This window comes from Falsiroseomonas oleicola, from assembly GCF_019029495.1.
Classification (GTDB): Bacteria; Pseudomonadota; Alphaproteobacteria; order Acetobacterales; family Acetobacteraceae; genus Falsiroseomonas; species Falsiroseomonas oleicola.
On record NZ_JAERQM010000001.1, the window covers coordinates 1,098,914 to 1,116,103 of the forward strand.

General features: G+C 70.7%; 17 protein-coding genes. 9 read left to right on the forward strand and 8 right to left on the reverse strand.

Features of this window, described 5'->3' with window-relative positions; translation table 11 throughout:
• Positions 1-207: 207 nt before the first annotated feature.
• From JJQ90_RS05255 to JJQ90_RS05265, 3 genes are read left to right on the forward strand one after another with little or no spacing between them, the layout of a single operon-like run.
• Positions 208-2,262, forward strand: coding sequence for a 4Fe-4S dicluster domain-containing protein (locus tag JJQ90_RS05255; RefSeq protein WP_230410342.1), 2,055 nt, complete (start codon positions 208-210; stop codon positions 2,260-2,262).
• Positions 2,263-2,293: 31 nt separating this feature from the next.
• Positions 2,294-3,307, forward strand: coding sequence for an NADP-dependent oxidoreductase (locus JJQ90_RS05260; protein ID WP_216873395.1), 1,014 nt, complete (start codon positions 2,294-2,296; stop codon positions 3,305-3,307).
• Entirely contained in the window at positions 3,304-4,113 is an 810-nt protein-coding gene (locus JJQ90_RS05265; RefSeq protein ID WP_216873396.1) for a hypothetical protein, read from the forward strand. Before JJQ90_RS05260 ends, JJQ90_RS05265 begins: the two co-directional genes overlap by 4 nt.
• 48 nt (positions 4,114-4,161) lie before the next feature.
• Here JJQ90_RS05265 and JJQ90_RS05270 read toward each other — a convergent pair whose 3' ends face one another.
• The 5 genes from JJQ90_RS05270 to pdxH all read right to left on the reverse strand — a co-directional run bounded on the left by JJQ90_RS05270 (position 4,162) and on the right by pdxH (position 8,158).
• A complete protein-coding gene (locus JJQ90_RS05270) occupies positions 4,162-4,872 on the reverse strand; it encodes a pirin family protein (protein WP_216873397.1) in 711 nt (236 codons plus the stop codon).
• 137 nt (positions 4,873-5,009) lie between these two features.
• Complete coding sequence (locus JJQ90_RS05275) at positions 5,010-5,201, reverse strand: hypothetical protein (RefSeq protein WP_216873398.1); 192 nt, start codon at positions 5,199-5,201, stop codon at positions 5,010-5,012.
• Positions 5,202-5,208: 7 nt separating this feature from the next.
• Positions 5,209-6,087, reverse strand: a complete 879-nt coding sequence (locus JJQ90_RS05280; protein WP_216873399.1) for a universal stress protein — start codon at positions 6,085-6,087, stop codon at positions 5,209-5,211.
• A gap of 47 nt (positions 6,088-6,134) precedes the next feature.
• Entirely contained in the window at positions 6,135-7,619 is a 1,485-nt protein-coding gene (locus JJQ90_RS05285) for a bifunctional aminoglycoside phosphotransferase/ATP-binding protein (RefSeq protein ID WP_216873400.1), read from the reverse strand.
• Positions 7,616-8,158 carry a pyridoxamine 5'-phosphate oxidase gene (gene pdxH, locus JJQ90_RS05290; protein ID WP_230410442.1) on the reverse strand — a complete coding sequence of 181 codons (543 nt, stop codon included), beginning with the start codon at positions 8,156-8,158 and terminating at the stop codon, positions 7,616-7,618. The genes JJQ90_RS05285 and pdxH overlap by 4 nt, the downstream gene beginning before the upstream one ends.
• Before the next feature lie 161 nt (positions 8,159-8,319).
• Here pdxH and fabI point away from each other — a divergent pair, with 161 nt between their 5' ends.
• The 6 genes from fabI to JJQ90_RS05320 all read left to right on the forward strand — a co-directional run bounded on the left by fabI (position 8,320) and on the right by JJQ90_RS05320 (position 13,300).
• Positions 8,320-9,168: an enoyl-ACP reductase FabI gene (gene fabI, locus JJQ90_RS05295; protein WP_230410343.1), complete on the forward strand. Its 849-nt coding sequence runs from the start codon at positions 8,320-8,322 to the stop codon at positions 9,166-9,168.
• Positions 9,169-9,186: 18 nt separating this feature from the next.
• Positions 9,187-9,642, forward strand: coding sequence for a hypothetical protein (locus JJQ90_RS05300; protein ID WP_216873402.1), 456 nt, complete (start codon positions 9,187-9,189; stop codon positions 9,640-9,642).
• A 139-nt stretch (positions 9,643-9,781) separates the two neighbouring features.
• Positions 9,782-9,961 carry a hypothetical protein gene (locus JJQ90_RS05305; protein WP_216873403.1) on the forward strand — a complete coding sequence of 60 codons (180 nt, stop codon included), beginning with the start codon at positions 9,782-9,784 and terminating at the stop codon, positions 9,959-9,961.
• Positions 9,962-10,034: 73 nt separating this feature from the next.
• On the forward strand, positions 10,035-11,138 hold the full coding sequence (gene aroC / locus JJQ90_RS05310) for a chorismate synthase (protein WP_216873404.1): 1,104 nt from the start codon (positions 10,035-10,037) through the stop codon (positions 11,136-11,138).
• A 123-nt stretch (positions 11,139-11,261) separates the two neighbouring features.
• Positions 11,262-12,464 (forward strand): hypothetical protein, encoded by a 1,203-nt coding sequence (locus tag JJQ90_RS05315; protein WP_216873405.1) that lies wholly within the window; start codon positions 11,262-11,264, stop codon positions 12,462-12,464.
• A gap of 149 nt (positions 12,465-12,613) precedes the next feature.
• Positions 12,614-13,300, forward strand: a complete 687-nt coding sequence (locus JJQ90_RS05320) for a GntR family transcriptional regulator (RefSeq protein ID WP_216873406.1) — start codon at positions 12,614-12,616, stop codon at positions 13,298-13,300.
• 6 nt (positions 13,301-13,306) lie between these two features.
• Here JJQ90_RS05320 and JJQ90_RS05325 read toward each other — a convergent pair whose 3' ends face one another.
• From JJQ90_RS05325 to JJQ90_RS05335, 3 genes are read right to left on the reverse strand one after another with little or no spacing between them, the layout of a single operon-like run.
• The gene (locus JJQ90_RS05325; RefSeq protein WP_216873407.1) at positions 13,307-13,945 is read right to left on the reverse strand and encodes a YdcF family protein; all 639 of its coding nucleotides are present in this window, start codon (positions 13,943-13,945) and stop codon (positions 13,307-13,309) included.
• The gene (locus JJQ90_RS05330) at positions 13,945-15,609 is read right to left on the reverse strand and encodes an alpha/beta fold hydrolase (RefSeq protein WP_216873408.1); all 1,665 of its coding nucleotides are present in this window, start codon (positions 15,607-15,609) and stop codon (positions 13,945-13,947) included. Before JJQ90_RS05330 ends, JJQ90_RS05325 begins: the two co-directional genes overlap by 1 nt.
• The gene (locus tag JJQ90_RS05335) at positions 15,606-17,144 is read right to left on the reverse strand and encodes an FAD-binding oxidoreductase (protein WP_216873409.1); all 1,539 of its coding nucleotides are present in this window, start codon (positions 17,142-17,144) and stop codon (positions 15,606-15,608) included. Before JJQ90_RS05335 ends, JJQ90_RS05330 begins: the two co-directional genes overlap by 4 nt.
• Between the last annotated feature and the right edge of the window lie 46 nt (positions 17,145-17,190).

The window sequence follows — 17,190 nt, forward strand, 5'->3', positions numbered from 1 at the left end:
TATGGGCAGGGTCACCCCGGGCCTAGGGCCTGTGGACAGTTGGGGCCGGGATGCGGCCGGTGAGGGATTTTTCGTGTTGGGAAGGAAGACAGCGGAGCCGATGGCTATCCATCGGCGAGCATGGCTGACGCACCCAGCGCGGAAAAGCACCGCCGGACGTGCCCGCAACCCAACTGTCCACAGGTCCTGGGCCTGTGGACAGCCAGGATGACCCCCCGCCCCATGGCCAGCGCCCGCATCACCTTCGCCTGCACCTGCGAGGATACGATGCCGCTCGATGGCCGCGTGATCGCGCGCGGCTGCGGCGGCGGCGCGCCCCGGATGGCGGAGCAGCTCTGCCAGTCGCAGCTCGACCGCTTCCTCGCGGCGCTGGGGGAAGGCGTGCCCGTGACGGTGGCCTGCACCGCCCAGGCGCCACTCTTCGCCGAGGTGGCGGAGGATGCCGGCTTCACCGGGCCGCTCGACTTCGTGAACATCCGCGAGACGGCCGGCTGGGCGCGGGAGGCCAAGGCCGCCGCGCCGAAGATGGCCGCCCTGATCGCCGCCGCCGCCGTCCCGATGCCGGCCACCGCCCTGGTGCCCCTGAAGAGCGAGGGCGTTACCCTGATCCTCGGCCGGGACGAGGTGGCCCTGGCCGCCGCCGAAAGGCTGGCCGGCACGCTGGACGTGACCGTGCTGCTGGACGGCACTGCCCCGGTCCAGCCCCGGCGCAGCGCCGATTTTCCGGTGGCGCGCGGCAAGGCCCGGGGCGCGACGGGCTGGCTCGGCGCCTTCGAGGTGGTGGTGGATGGCCATGCCATGCCGCGCCCCTCCTCCCGCACCGCCTATGAATGGGGGCCGCGCCGCGATGGCGCGGTCAGCCGCTGCGACCTGGTGCTGGACCTGACCGGCGGCGCCGCGCTGTTCCCCACGCATGAGCTGCGCCAGGGCTATCTGCGCGCCGACCCCGCCGATGCCGCCGCGGTGGAACGCGCCATCGGCGCGGCGAAGGAGCTGGTCGGCGAATTCGACAAGCCGCGCTTCATCACTTTCGAGGCCGGGCTCTGCGCCCATAGCCGCAACAAGCGCGTGGCCTGCACCCGCTGCCTCGACCTCTGCCCGACCGGCGCGATCACCCCGGGAAAGGAGAGCGTTCAGATCAGCGCGGAGATCTGCGCCGGCTGCGGCGCCTGCGCCGCCGTCTGCCCGACCGGCGCGGCCAGCTACGCCCTGCCCGATTCCGGATCGCTCCTGAAACGCCTGCGCGCTTTGCTGCTGACCTTCCGCGAGGCCGGCGGCGAATCCCCCGTGCTGCTGGTGCATGACGCCGAGCATGGCGAACCCCTGATCGACGCCCTGGCCCGGCATGGCGACGGGCTGCCGGCGCGGGTGCTGCCGCTGCGGGTGAACGAGGTCTCGCAGCTCGACTTGGCCTTCTTCCTCTCGGCCTTCGCCTGGGGCGCGGCGCAGATCCGCCTGCTGATGCGCGGCCATCGCAGCCATGGGACCGAAGGCGTGTTCCGCAACATCGGCTTCGCGCTGGAAACCCTGGCCGGCCTCGGCGTGCCCGACCACGGCGCGCCGCGCGCCGCCGCCATCGAGACGGACGACCCCTTCACCCTTGGCGAGGCGCTGGCCGCCCTGCCCCGCCGCGGCCTGCCCTTCCCGCCCGCCACCTTCGTGGCGCTGGGCACGGGGCGGGAGGTGCTGCGCCAGGCCGGGCGTGCCCTGGCGGAGGGTGCGCAGCGGCGGGACGCGGTGCTGCCGATGCCGGCGCTGGCCCCCTTCGGCCAGGCGCAGGTGGCGGTGGAAGGCTGCACCCTCTGCCTCGCCTGCACCATGGTCTGTCCGACCGGCGCCTTCACCGCCAATCCGGAAACGCCGCAGCTCCGCTTCCTGGAAGATGCCTGCGTGCAGTGCGGCCTCTGCGCCACCACCTGCCCGGAAAAGGTCATCACCCTGGAGCCACGCCTGAACCTGGCGCCTGAATCCAGCCAGATGCGGGTGGTGAAGCAGGAAGACCCGTTCTGCTGCGAAAGCTGCGGCAAAGCCTTCGGCGTGAAATCCCAGATCGACCGCGTCACCCGCAAGCTGACCGAAAGCGGCCACTGGATGTTCCGCGACAGCGGGCAGTTGGCGCTGCTGCGGCTCTGCGAGGATTGCCGGCCCTTCGCCGCCACCGATGCGCGGATCGATCCCTATGCCGGCCCGGCCCGCCCGGTGGCCAAGACCACCGAGGACTGGCTGCGGGAGGCGGAGCGCGCCAAGCGGGACGCGGAGTGATAGACCTCCGGCAAGCCTGGAGAACCGCCCGATGAAAACCCAGCAGATCCTGCTCGCCCGCCGCCCCCAGGGCGCGCCCGTGCCCGAGGATTTCCGCTTCGTCGAGACCGAATTGCCGGAGCCGGAATATGGCGAGGTGATCGTCGCCCATCGCTTCCTGTCGCTCGACCCCTATCAGCGCGGGCGGATGGATGACGCGAAATCCTACTCCGCCCCCGTGGCGCTCGGCGCCGTCATGGAATGCCAGGCGGTGGGCCAGGTGGCGGCCAGCCGGGATGGACGGTTCCAGGAAGGCGACTGGGTGCTGGGCGGCTTCGGCTGGCAGAGCCATTCGGTGCGACCGGCCCATGCGCTGATCCCGATCGACCCCACCGAGGCCTCCCCCTCCACCGCGCTGGGCGTGCTCGGCATGCCGGGGCTGACCGCCTGGGTGGGGCTGGAGGATATCGGCCAGCCGAAGGCCGGGGAGATGCTGGTGGTCTCCGCCGCCTCCGGTGCCGTGGGACAGGTGGTGGGCCAGCTCGGCAGGATCCGGGGCGCCAAGGTCGTGGGCATCGCCGGGGGCGCGGCGAAATGCGCCTATGTGAAGGACACGCTCGGCTTCGACGCCGCCATCGACCATCGCGGCGACCTGGATGCCCAGTTGGATGCCGCCTGCCCCGGTGGCATCGATGTCTATTGGGAGAATGTCGGCGGCGCGGTGCAGGCGGCGGTGTTTCCGCGCCTCAATGAATTCGGCCGCATGGTGATGTGCGGCGTGATCGCCCAGTACAACACCGCCTCCGGCCTCGCCGCCCATGGCGCCCCGCCCGGCCCGAATCTCGGCCCGGTGGTGCGCAAGCGCCTGCGCATCCAGGGCTTCATCGTCTCCGACAATGGCTGGAAGCGCTACGGCCAGTTCCGGGCGGAGATGCTGGACCACATCAAGGCCGGGCGGATGCAGTACCGGGAGGATGTGGCGATGGGCCTGGCCAATGCGCCGGCCGCCTTCATCGGCATGCTGGAGGGCCGCAACTTCGGCAAGCAGGTGGTGGCGCTGGATTGAAGGCCGACGCCGATCTGGCTCGCGCGCTGGACGGCACGCGGGTGCTGTTCTGCTACGGGCTGCTGGGGGAGGTCATTGCCGGCCTCGCCCCGATCGGCCTGGACTATATGGGCCGCCAGATGGCCTGGCTGCGCGACATCGACGTCGCGGTGCACCTGGCCAAACTGCCGACGGCTGCGCCGGTCGGCGTCAATGCCGGGCGCATCGTCGCGGCGATGCTGGCGGAGCCCTCCCCCGCTATCCTGATCGGCCATTCCAAGGGGGGGCTGGAGGCGCTGGCGGCGCTGGTGCGGCCGGGCATGGCCGAGCGCTGCCGCGGCTTCATCGCGCTGCAATCGCCCTTCATGGGATCACCGCTGGCCGATGCGATACTGGCGCGGCGGCAGGTGCTGCTGGCGGTGCATCACCTGGCGCGGCTGTCCCACCTCGGCACCGGGCGGGGCCTGCGCGACCTGACCGTGCCGGTGCGGCAGGCCTGGATGCGGGCGCATGCGGCGGAGGTGGCGGCGCTGGTCGCGCGCATCCCGGTCAGCACGCTGGCGACCGTGATCGCCCCGCGCGGCGACTGGCGCGAAAGCGCCTATCGCCGGCTGGCGCGCTGGATGGAGGCGGAGGGCGCCGGGCCGGGCGATGGGCTGGTGCCGCTCGGCTCGGCCCTGCTGCCGGGGGCGCGGCAGCGCGTGCTGGAAGGCGGCCACCGCGCCCTGGTGGCGGGTGGCCAGGGCCGCGACCCGGTGGGGCTGCTGCGGGATGAGCTTTGGTGGCTGCTGCGGGGGCAAGCCCCCGCAGCAATCAAGTTTGTATAGACGCGCGATTCAGACCTCCGGTGCCTTCGCACCTTCGGTCATCGCGCTTTACTCCTTCGCCACTTCCACCATCACCAGCTCCGCATCCTCCTCCGCCGTGATGGTGATGGTCGCCTCATCGACGATCCCCGCACCATCCCGCTCCCCGAGCGCCGCGCCGTTCACCGTGGCGGCACCCTTCGCCACCACCAGATAGGCCGCCCGGTCTGCGCCCAGCCTCTGGGTCAGGCTCTGGCCCTTGGCCAGGGTCGTCGCCAGCACCGCGCCATTGACGTTGATCGGCAGCGCATCGCTGCCGGCATCGCCGGGGCGGCCGGAGGCAAGGACGGCAAAGCCGGTTTCCTTGCTGGCCTTGGGGAAGGCCTTGGCGCCCCAGTTCGGCTTGGCGCCACGGACATCCGGCATGATCCAGATCTGGAAGATCTTCGTCGTCTCCGGCTCCAGATTGTATTCGGCATGCACCACGCCGGTGCCGGCCGACATGATCTGCACGTCGCCGGCCTCGGTACGGCCCTCATTGCCCAGGTTGTCGCGATGCGTGATCGCGCCTTCGCGGACATAGGTGATGATTTCCATGTCGCGATGCGGATGCGCATCGAAGCCCGTGCCGGCGGCGATCTCGTCATCGTTCCAGACGCGCAGCCGGCCCCAGCTCATGCGCCTTTCGTCGTGGTAGTTGGCGAAGGAGAAATGGTGCTTCGCCTTGAGCCAGCCGTGGTTGGCACCGCCGAGGCTGGCGAAGGGACGGACATCGATCATCGGAAGGGTCTCCGCTCTGCGACCGGGGGGTCCGCCCCGGCGCTTCTGTTGGACGGAGAGATAGGCGCAGTCCGGCATCCGTGCAGCAGGTCCGAACGGATGTGCGGCATTCAGCAAGTGAATGAAGCCGCAGCCCGTTATCGTGACGCGACCCTGTCGCCCCCGCGACGCGACGGGATGGCCTGGCCCCGCCTGACCAGCTCCTCCCGCACCGTACGGGGCAGGTCGCGGCAGCCGCAGGCCTCGGCATGGGCGAGGTGCCAGGCGACGCGCTGGTCCAGCGTCGCCGGCTTCGGCATGGGGTTCGCCGCGTGCCAGTCGCGGTTCATCCCAGGATCAGCGGCACATCAGGATCGGGATTTCCGAATTCTCCAGCACATGCCGCGTCACGCCGCCCAGGATGAGCTGGCGCAGGCGGGAATGGCTGTAGGCGCCCTGGCACATCAGGTCGGCGCCGAAATCGCGCGCCGCGCCCAGCAGGCCGGCGCCGACTTCGCGGGTCTGCGACTTGAAGGGCACCAGCTCCGCCTCGATCTCGTGCCAGCGCAGATAGGCCTGGATGCCCTCCGCCGCCGGGCCGCGACGCTGGTAATCCTCGGAATGCAGGATGCGCACGGCCTCGGCGCGGTGCAGCCAGGGCAGCGCTGCCGCCACCGCCGCCGCACTCTCCGCGCTGCCATTCCAGGCGATGCAGACGCGGGAGCCCATGACCTCCGGCGCCACGCGCGGCGCGATCAGCACCGGCCGGCCGGAATCGAACAGCACGGCATGCAGCGCGTCGGAGGAGGAGACATCCTCATCCGCCTCCGGATGCGGCACCACCGCCATGTCGTAGAGGCGCGACTGCTGCGCCACCACATCCTCCTCCCGCCCCGCGATCGCCTCGAAGGACAGGGTGACGCCCGGCACCTTCAGCGCGGTATTGGGGTCGGGCGCCATGGTCAGGTCGCCATGGGTGGCGGTGAATTTCTCGAACAGCGATCGGACGCGGCCGGCGCGTTCGCCGCTTTCGCGTTCGGTGGCGGCCATCATCTCCTCGATCATCGCCCCCGACAGGCCTTCGCCCGCCAGCGGCGCGACATCGCGCGCATCGACGCGCACATGTAGGCAGTGCAGATGCGCGCTCCAGATCCGCGCCACCATCAGGGCGGTGGCAAGTGCGGCCTCCCCGGCCGCGGTCCCGGTCAACGGCAGCAACAGGCGGCGATAGGCCATCGCGCCTCTCCTTTATCCAGTGGGTGCGGAAAGCGGTCCCGGAAACTTTATGCCCTATCTCCGGGACCCAAGGCCAGCATCCCCCTCGCGGCGGGCAAAGGGGCGGCGGCGTCCAGCACCGCCCAGCCGATCGCGCCCGGATCGGCGCGCGCCGCACGTTCCAGCACCGCCACCGTCGCGTCGGAGGCATCGCGGCCCTCGGCACTGCGCGCGGCGACGCGGGCGCGCAGCAGATCGAGCGGCGCGGCCAGCCAGATTCCGGTGAAGGGATGGGGCGCCGCGGCCGCTTCCGCCGCCTGGCGCAGCGCAGGGTCGAGGAAGACGGCGTCCAGCACCACCGACTGCCCGGCGGCCAGGGCCAGCCGGGCGGCGGCCATGATCTCGGCATGTACGGCCTGGCTTTCCGCCTCGGCATAGGCCTGCTCGGGCAGGCGGGCTTCCGGGGCCACGCCCGCGCGGCGCTTGCGCGTCTCATCCGTGCGCAGATGCAGCGCGCCCGGCGCGGCGCCCAGCTCCGGCGCCAGGGCCCGCGCCAGCCAGGTCTTGCCGGTGCCCTGCAGGCCGCCGATGGCGACCAGCCGTGGCGGGACCGGGCGCAGGAAATCGCTGGCGGCGCGCAGGTAGCGATGGCCGTCGCCGCCGCGCCGCGCCTCCACATGCGCGCGCACCATGGCCCGCAGCGCCATCCAGAAGCCGAGCGCCGGCAGCAGGCCGAAATCGCCACCGCGCGCCAGATAGCGATTCATCACCCGGGTCGCCGCCGCGCGCTGGCCGAACTGGCACAGATCCATCAGCAGGAAGGCGATGTCGTAGCCGATGTCGGTGGTGGCCAGGGCCTCGTCGAATTCCAGCGCGTCGAAGGGCGTCGGCCGGCCCTCCCAAAGGCACAAATTGCCGAGATGCAGATCGCCATGGCAGCGCCGCACCCGCCCTTCCGCCGCGCGGCCGGCCAGATGCGGGGCGAGGCTGTCCAGCCGCGCCTGCATCGCGGCGCCGAGGGCCGCGACCTCCGCCGGTGGCAGGCCAGTGGCGTTGCAGTCGCGGATATTGCCCGCCAGCACGCGGCCGACGGCGGCGGGCGCGTCGAAGCCGGGCGGGGCCGGCACGGCAGCCTGGTGCAGGGCAAAGACCGCATCGGCGGTCTCGTCCAGCAGCGCCGGGGTCAGCCCGCCGCGCCGCGCCACATTGTCCAAAAAGTCGCCGGGCGGGACGGGCGCCATGCGCAGCACCCAGTCCACCACCTCGCCTTCGCCATCCAGCGACAGGCTGCCATCCGCCGCGTGGGTGACCGGCACCACATCGCGGTACAGCCCCGGCGCATGCGGCTGGTTCAGCGCCAGCTCCCGCCGCGCAAAACGTTCGCGGTCCGCGAGGGCGGAAAAGTCGAGAAAGCCGAGGCGCACCGCCTTCTTCAGCTTCCACACCGTGTCCGGCCCGACGAAGACGGCCGAGATATGCGTCTCCACCGGATCGGCCCCGGCCAGGCGGCGCAGCAGCGCCGCGACAGGGGCCTGATCCGCCGGGATGGTCACGGATACAGCATCTCCAGCCGCCAGCCGGCGCCGTCGCGGTGGAAGACGCGGCGCTCATGCAGCCGGAAGGGCATGTCGCGCCACAGCTCGATGCGGTCCGGCACCAGGCGGAAGCCGGACCAATGGGCCGGGCGCGGAATCTCGCCGAGGCCGAAGCGCAGCGTCTGCTCCGCCACCGCCTTTTCCAGGGCGAAGCGCGATTCCAGCGGGCGGGACTGCTTGCTCGCCCAGGCGCCGATGCGCGAGCCGCGGGCGCGGGAGGCGTAGTAGGCATCGGCCTCCTCCGCCGAGACCGGCTGCACGGCGCCTTCCACCCGGACGGAGCGCTGCAGGGTCTTCCAGTGGAAGCACAGCGCGGCGAAGCGGTTCGCCGCCAGCTCCCCGCCCTTGCGGCTTTCGAGGTTGGTGTAGAAGACGAATCCCCCCGGATCGACGCCCTTGAGCAGGACCATGCGGGCGGAGGGCCGGCCCTCCGGCGTCGCGGTGGCCAGGCATACGGCATTGGGATCGTTGATTTCGGTCTTCGCCGCCTCCGCCATCCAGGACTCGAACTGGGCGATGGGGTCGTCGGTCGGGGGCGAATCCAAGGCGGCTCTCCTGCGGGTGCGGGGGCCAGACAGATGCCATGCCCCTTGCCCGTGACAAGGGCATGTGCCACCACCGGGGGCCATTCGCAACCAGCCTCCGGTGCCCCTTCCCCATGCCAGACGACGTTACGCCAGATGCCGCCAGCACGGGGGTACCGACCGGCACGCTGATGGCGGGCAAGCGCGGCATCATCATGGGCGTCGCCAATGACCGCTCCATCGCCTGGGGCGTCGCGCAGGCCATCGCCGCCCAGGGCGCCGAGATCGCCTTCACCTATCAGGGGGAAGCGCTGGAACGCCGGGTGCGGCCCCTGGCCGACAGCATCGGCAGCAAGCTGGTGCTGCCCTGCGACGTGACCGACGATGCCAGCGTCGATGCGGTGTTCGAGACGCTGGGCCGCGAATGGGGCGGGATCGACTTCCTGGTCCATGCCATTGGCTTCGCCGACAAGCAGTTCCTGCGCGGCCGCTATATGGATACGCCGCGCAACGCCTTCCTGCAGGCGATGGATATTTCCGTGTTTTCCTTCGTCAGCGTGGCGCAGCGCGCCGTGCCGCTGATGAAGCCGGGCGGATCGCTGCTGACCATGTCCTATCTGGGCGCGGAGCGAGTGATTCCGCATTACAACGTGATGGGCGTGGCCAAGGCGGCGCTGGAAGCCAGCGTGCGCTACATGGCGGCCGACCTCGGCAAGTCCGGCATCCGGGTGAACGCGATCTCCGCCGGGCCGATCAAGACCCTGGCCGCCAGCGGAATCGGCGACTTCCGCTACATCCTGAAGTGGAACCAGCTGAACGCGCCGATGGAGCGCAACGTGACGATCGAGGATGTGGGCGGGGCGGGGCTTTACCTGCTGTCCAATCTGTCCTCCGGCGTGACCGGCGAGGTGCAGCATGTGGATTGCGGCTACCACATCGTGGGCATGAAGAACCCGGACGCGCCGGATATCGCGACGGTCTGAGCCGAGGGCGCCACAACCATGGTCGAGATTTGGAGCGCGTTGATCCAATCATTCTCGACATTGCTCGCGGCAGGTATCGCAATATTTTTCGCCTTCAAATTAATCAAGAAAAATGAACTTGAGCGAATGCGTGTCGATTGCGTTCGCAGGTTATTTGGCTTTCGGTTTGGCATAGACGGCACTTGGGATCGCGATGGCGCACCTATGCAGTCCTTTCTTGCTGCGGTAAACGAGGTTCCGTATTTGTTCGCTCAGTATCCAGATGTCATGTCCGCTTTCCGCGATCTGCGTTCAAATCTCTCATCAAATGGTAACACTGAAAAATTCATAACAGCCCTCCTGCGTACGATTGCAAAGAAAACAGATGTCGATTTCAGTGCATTGGGCGAAGCCGACCTTAGCGGTATAATACGCGCCGGCGATCGAAATGGCCGTCACTCAGCAGTAGCAGGTGGCCAAAAGCCCTGCCGATAGAGGAGCAAAGCCCTTGCATCGGATCGCTGCGCTATCCCTGTTTCTGTTGCTCGGACCGGCCCTTGCCACGGCCCAGCAACCGCCCGCCTGCGCCGCCTCCAGCGAATCTCCGCGCACAGCGCAGCAGGTGCAGGATGCCGTGGCACAGCACCGTTGCCCTGCTGGCAGCATGCTGCGCGTCGCCATCACCATCGCAGGGCAGGCGATCGTGCTGAAGCAGAGCGGCATGTGCCAGCCGGACAGCGTTCGCACCTACAGCATGCGGCCAACGCCGCAGACGCATTTCCTGGGGTTTCGCTGCCTGATCGCGGCGCGCTGACCACTCCGACTGGGTGCCGAGGCGGCGTCGCGGCCTCGCCCTCCGCGCCTCGTTGCGGTAAGCGGGGCGGGCCATGTCCCACAACACCTTCGGCCACCTCTTCCGCGTCACCACCTGGGGCGAGTCCCACGGCGCCGCCATCGGCTGCGTCGTCGATGGCTGCCCGCCGCGCCTGGCGCTGGCGGAGGCGGATATCCAGCCCTTCCTGGACCGCCGCCGCCCTGGCCAATCCAAATTCGTGACGCAGCGCCAGGAAGCCGATCAGGTGAAGATCCTCTCCGGCATCTTTGAGGGCGTCACCACCGGCACCCCCATCGCGCTGCACATCGAAAACACGGACCAGCGCTCCAAGGACTATGGCGAGATCAAGGACCGTTTTCGGCCCGGCCATGCCGACCTGACCTATGAGCTGAAATACGGCGTCCGCGATTATCGCGGCGGCGGCCGGTCCTCCGCCCGGGAAACCGCCATGCGCGTCGCCGCCGGCGCCGTGGCGCGCAAGGTGCTGGAAGGTGTGACCATCCGCGGCGCCCTGGTGAATATCGGCGGCGACGAAATCGACCGCAGCCGCTTCGACTGGGCGCAGGTGGACCAGAACCCCTTCTTCTGCCCCGACCCGCTCGCCGCCGCCCGCTGGGAAGAAAAGCTGACCGCCGCCCGCAAATCCGGCTCCTCCCTCGGCGCGATCGTGGAGGTGGTGGCGGAAGGCGTGCCCCCCGGCCTCGGCGCGCCGATCTACGGCAAGCTCGATGCGGAACTCGCCAGCGCGCTGATGAGCATCAATGCCGTGAAGGGCGTCGAGATCGGCGATGGTTTTGCGAGTGCCGCCCTGTCCGGCGAAGGCAATGCCGATGAGATGCGGATGGGGCCGGATGGCCTGGTGCAGTTCGGCTCCAACCACGCCGGCGGCATCCTGGGCGGCATCTCCACCGGCCAGCCGATCGTCGCCCGCTTCGCAGTGAAGCCCACCTCCTCCATCCTGACGCCACGCCATTCCGTCGACCGCTTCGGCCAGGATGTGGAGGTGCTGACCAAGGGCCGCCACGACCCCTGCGTCGGCATCCGCGCCGTGCCGGTGGGGGAGGCGATGCTGGCCCTGGTCCTGGCCGATGCCCTGCTGCGCCACCGCGCCCAGAACCCGGATGCCCCCGGCCAGGCCCGCCTGCCGCGCAACTGAGGCGGCCGCCGAGGCCGCCAAACGTATATCCGACAAAAATACTCGCCTATCACGCATCCGGCGCTTGACGTTTTCCCTCCGCAAGGGCTTAGGGAGAGGCGTCAACGTGATCGGGTCGCAGTCATGCCTTTCGCCGACCATCGGCCGGAACCGGCCGACCTCGACCGTTTCCGCACGCTGTGCGGCGCGCGCCTCTGGGCCAAGCGGCTCGGCGATATCCAGCAACGCACCGCGCTGCCTTCCCTCTCCGGCCGCGCCGCGCAGCAGCGCCATGCGCTGGAACTGGTGCTGGCCCGGCTCTGCGATCCGAAGGCCCTGGCCCGCGCCACCCCCGCCGAACGCCATGCGGCTGCCTTTGCGCGGGAAGCGGTGAAGCTCGCCGCCAGCCTGCCGGCCCCGCAGCGCGCCCGGCTGCGGGACCAGATCGCCGCCGGCCTGACCGGCGAGGCGACGCTGATGCCGCTGTTTCATCTGTTGCGCACCGCCGCGCTGCATCGCAGCCGTGGTTTTGCGGTGGAGTTCACCGGCCTCGCCGAGGAAACGCCCTTCGACCTGCTGATCCGCCGCGACGGCGTTGCCGCCGAGGTGGTCTGCGAAACCGTCTCCGCCGAGGAAGGCCGGGAAGTGCATCGCGGCGACTGGTGCGCCCTGGTCGACAAGGTGAATCCGGAGCTTCAGACCTGGCTCGCCGCGCATCCCGGCCGCTACCTGCTGAAGATGACCCTGCCCGGTGGCATGGCCACCGACAGCCAGGTGGCCGATCTGCATGGCCGCATCGCCGCGCTGCTGGCGGCGCAGAAGCGGCAGGATTCCAGCGCCGATGCGGTGCTGAAGCTCGACCCGCTGGTGCTCGCCGGCGCCCAGGCCAGCACCCAGGGCCTGCCCGCCCAGCTCCGCGCCCAGTTCGGGGAGGAAGCGCACCTGGCCGTCACCGCCGCGGCCGGGGGCGGTTCCGTCTTCGTCATGGCGGCGCGCGCGGGGCGGGAGAATTCCATCGCCGGCGCCGTCACCCGCCGCTGCGGCCTGGTGGCGGAAAGCCGGCTCAGCGGCACGCGGCCCGGGCTGCTGGCGATCTTCGTCGATGACATGGACCGCGCCGAATGGCGGGGCCTGCGCGAAAGGCTGGACCTGGAAGGCGCCGCCCGGCGCTGGATGACGGAACCCGCCGCGCGCCATGTGGTCGCCGTGGCCTGCACCAGCCGGATGGAGCTGTTCGGCGTGGCCCCGCCGGATGGCGCGCCGGAGGGGGAGCTGCGCTTCCGCAACCCCGGCCATCCCATGGGAAAGAACCCGGCCCTCGCCCCGGCGGTCGCCTCCTCCCCCTGACAGGCCATCGCGGCCGGCGATCACCTGCGCGGGACCGATCTGGAAACGCGGCAACTTTGCCGCGATGGCGCCGGCCAGTATACATCTTGGCCAGGCCGACTCTGCCGATGGCGGAGACGAAATCGGCCGACATGGAACCGGGAACGCCGATGACACGGGACAAGAGCGATCCGCCGCGCAGCCTGCGCGAGCAGGCCTATGAGGCGATCAAGCGCGGCATCCTCGATTCCCGCTACCCCCCCGGCGCGCTGCTGTCGGAAAACCAGCTCGCCGATGAGCTGGAGATCAGCCGCACCCCGATCCGGGAGGCGCTGCGCGAGCTCGCCGGCGGCGGGCTGGTGCGCATCCTGCCGCAGCGGGGCATCGTGGTTTCCGAACTCTCGGTGCATGACATCGTCGAGGTCTACCAGCTCCGCGAACAGCTCGAGGGCTTCGCGGTGCGGGTGGCGGCGGAGCGCCTCGGCCCGGCGGATGCCGAGGGGCTGATGGCGGACCATCGCGACGCGCTGGCGCATATGCAGGCCGGGCGGCTTCGCGCGGCCTATGACTGTTCCGTGCTGATGCACAGCCGGATCATCGCGTTGGCCGGCAATACCAGGCTGGTGCAGTTCATGGCGCAGCTCGGCGACCAGGTGCACCGCTTCGGCCTGCTGACCCTGCGCCATGGCCGCGTGGAGCGCGCCCTGGCCGAGCACGGCCAGATCATCGAGGCGCTGGTCGACAACCGGCCCGAGGATGCCGAGGAGCTGATGCGCCAGCACCTGCGCGCCGACCGCGACCTGGCACTGCGCGTGGTGCTGCCCGCCGGGGTGATGCAGCCGGAGCTGACCGCCTGATCCCGGCTATGGCAAGGCGTGTTCGGTGAAGCCGTTCGCCTTCAGCAGGTCCCGCGCCGCCCTGATCGGCGCGGGCACCTCGCAGGGCGTCTGGAAGCCCAGGGCCGGATAGGCGATCAGCCGGTCGATATCGCCGACCATCTCATTGACCAGCCGGTGCCGGAAATCCGCATCGGTGACATAGGCGTCGAAGCCGAGCGGCGGCGCATCGACCCGCGCGGCAAGCCCCGGCCATTGCACGGGCAGGGTATGCCGCACCCGCAGGATGGTCTGCGGCTTGGTCACGAAGACCGCCTGCGCCACCTGCCACCAGGCACTGAGCGCGCGGGCGAAGGCGATGTTCTCGCCGATATGGGTGGCGCGCGGCTCCAGCGTGATGCGCCCAGGCGCAACGCCATGGTCCAGCATGATGCCCGCAAAAACCTCCGCCTCCGTCGCCGGCCAGCGGCCGCGCGTCCAGTTGCCGTCGCGCCCGGTGCAGATCACGCGGGCCGCCGGATGGCGCCGCGCCAGCCCGGCCGCATGGACGGCGACGCGGGTGTCGTAGCTGCCGAGGCAGACGATGAGGTCCGCCGGCCCCGGCGGATCGGGCACCGCCAGGAAGGCGAAAAGCGCCCGGGCGGCGGCCTCCAGCTCCGGCGGCATCAGCCGGCCAGCGCCGCCCGGATCACCGCGACCTTGTCCGGCACGTTGTCGCCGCAGCGCAGCAGGCTGGCTTCCGGCCGCACCGCCTGGACCAGGGGCATGCACTGGCCGAACAGGTCGTTCTCCGCCTCCAGCAGCACGACGCGATGCGGCAGGGCCGCCAGGCGTTCCTGCAACGGCCAGGCGAGCAGCGCCTGCCAGGCCGGGCCGAAACTGGCCGGGTTCTTCGCCACCTGGCGGATTTCCGCCTGAAGCCGTTCCGGCTCGATGCGGGGCTCGACAGCGCGGGCCGTCTCCAGCCGGCGATCCCACCAGGGGAACCACAGGCCCATGTCGCGGCGCATGTGCCACATCCGCAACAGGTGCGAGCCGTCCCAGACCGGCGTCACATCCGGCGCCCAGCGCGGCGCCCATTCCGCCCGCAGCCGCGGCGGCAGCGCGATCGGCGCGGCCAGCAGCACGGACAGCGCCCGGTCCGGCCGGGCGGTCGCCGCCGCCACCACGGTGGAGGCGCCCGCATTATGGCCGAACAGATGCGCCGCCGGCACGCCGAGCGCGTCGCAGACGCCCCAGAGCGCCTCCGCCCAGGCTTCCGGCCCCTGCGCGCCATCCTCCCGGGGCTCGCTCTCGCCATGGCCGGGCGGGTCGAAGGCGATGGTCGGGATATCCAGCGCGCCCAGCAATTCCTCATAGAGGGCGGAGGCACCCGGGACATGCGGCGCCAAGACCAGGGGCGGGCCGGCATGGATGTCGCCCACCACCCGCACCAGCACCTGGCGGCCACCGACATCGACGTAGTTGGTGGTGCTGCGCCCGGCGATGGGCGTGGCCATCGGGGCCGGTGGCACATCGCCGCGCGGCGGATGGCGCAGCAGGATGGCGCGCTCCGCCGCCGCGGCCGCCAGCGGATCGCGCGGCATCTCCTGCACCCAGGCCTCGGGCGGATAGGCCGCCATGGTGCGGTGCTGGCTGTCGCCCGGGCGGTTGCCGAAGCAGACTGGCACGTGCAGCTCCGGCAGCACCGCCAGGCCGGCATGGCGGAAGGCCGCGGCATAGCCGATGCGGTAGCCGTCCCCGGCCTCCAGCAATTCGACCACGCCGCGATGGTTGAACTCCGGGTCGGGCGCGTCGGTATCGGCGCGGAAGGCGAGGCTCTGGTTGTGCCAGGGCCAGAAGACATGCTGGTCGCGGTAGCGATACCAAAGCCAGACCAGATGGCTGCCATCCCATTCCGGCACCAAGGGCAGCAGGTACTTTTTCAGTCGCTCCTCCGCCGCCTTGGCGGTGAAGACCGGGAAGCCGTCGGTCAGCGCCATGGCGCAGCGGTCCGGATGGCGGCGCGCATATTCCACGGCGATGGAGGCACCCGTGTGCCGGCCATAGGTGGAGGCCTGCTCGACGCCCAGCGCCGCCAGAGCCTCCGCCAGCGCATCGGCGAAATCCTCGATCTCGGGCGGGTCGTTGGGCAGCAGGTCGGACAGGCCGAAGCCCGGCGTGTCGAAGGCCAGGGCGGTGAAGCTGCCCGCAAAAACCTCCTGCACCGGTTGCAGCACCTTGGCCGAGCAGGGCGAGGCGTGCAGCAGAGCCACCGCCGGCCCCTGCCCGATCCGCGTGTAGTGGACGCGGCGATTGCCGATCGTCAGGAAATGCCGCGTCAGTTTCATGTCTTCTGCGACCCTTCCAGCGCCCCCGGATTCATCCGTCCGCGCGGGTCCAGCATGGCCTTCACCGTGTGCAGCAACTGCGCCGCCCCCGGTTCCATCCGCGAGCCCAGCTTGTAGAAGCGGCCGATCTGGGCATGCACCGCGCCATGCTGGTCCATGATGCCCGACAGCGTGTCCCGCGCCCGCCGCACCAGGTCGCGTGCCGCCGGGTTGGGCGGGAAGCTGCTGAAGCGCGCGCGGTTGCTCTCCGACAGGTTCTGCAGATGCAGCGCGTCCAGCGCGTCGCGCCAATAGAACATCGGCTCGATCGTCACATAGGCGCCGAGCGAGGAGATGATGTGGCTGATGCTGACCCCGGCCTCCGCCAGCTCCACGGAGAGCGTGGCGTATTCAGCCTCCAGCGCCGCGAGGCAGGCGCTGGCAGCGCCCAGCGACAGCATGCCATGCACCGGCACCCAGCGTTCCCCATCCGGCCCCACCAGGCCACGGATGGAATAGGGCCGGGCGCGCAGGGCCTTGGGGATGGAGGGCGTCACCTCCGTCCCGCCCGCTTCCAGGCACAGGCGGCGGGCGACCTCGATGCCGGCCGCGGCGGCGGCCTCCGTCACGCCATCCGCCGTCAGGTGCAGCGACCAGGCGGGTTCCACCCGGCTTGCGCGGGCGGTGCGGGCCAGGCCGGCGACATCGCGCATGGCCTTGTAGACGGAGCCCGCCCGGGCGGCGACGGCGCCTGCCGTGCGCAGCGCCTCCACCGCCTCCACCTTCGCGGCGCTGCGGCTGCGGACGGGGTCCATGGCGAAGGCACGGGTCACGCAATTGGCCTGCGCCACGCGCACCATGGCGGCCATCATCGCCGCGCCGCTTTCGAAGGTGAAGGAGCCGAAGGCCGCCTCCCGCTCCGGCGCCAGGCGCAGCGCCACCTCGGTCTTCACCCCGAAGGCGCCGCAATCGCCGAGGAAAAGGCCCGTCAGGTCCGGGCCCATATGGCGCCAGAAGGGCGGTGCGTTGCGCAGCGCCAGCGCGCCGGTGCGCACCGCATTGCCATCCGCGAGCACCACGGACAGGCCGAGAATGCCATCCATCCCGCCCGGCAGGTTCTGGGCCACCGTGCCGCCGATGGTGCTGACCGAGCCGGAGATGGGCGAGGCCTGGGCGGCGCGCAGCCCATGCGGCGCGAGCGCGGTCGCCAGCGCCTGCCAGGTGGCGCCGGCGCCGACCACGGCGGTGAGGTTCGCGGCATCGATGCGGATGCCATCCATCCGCACCGTATCCACCACCACGGCCGGCGCATTGGGCACCACGCCGGCGGTGTAGGACAGGCCGGCGCCGCGCGGCACGATCGGACGGCCGAATTCCGCCAGCAGGCGGAGCGCGGTGGCCGTCTCCTCCGTATTGCCGGGGCGGATGACCATCTCGGCCGGCGCCGCGCCGGGCCAGTCGAACAGGTCGGCGGTGGCCAGGGCGCAGGAGGCCGCATCCGTCGCGACATGCGCCGCGCCCAGCCGCTGCGCCAGCGCCGCCGCAAGGGATGTCACTGTACTGCCCTCAGACGCCGGGCGGCCGCTCCGCGGCCTTGGCTGC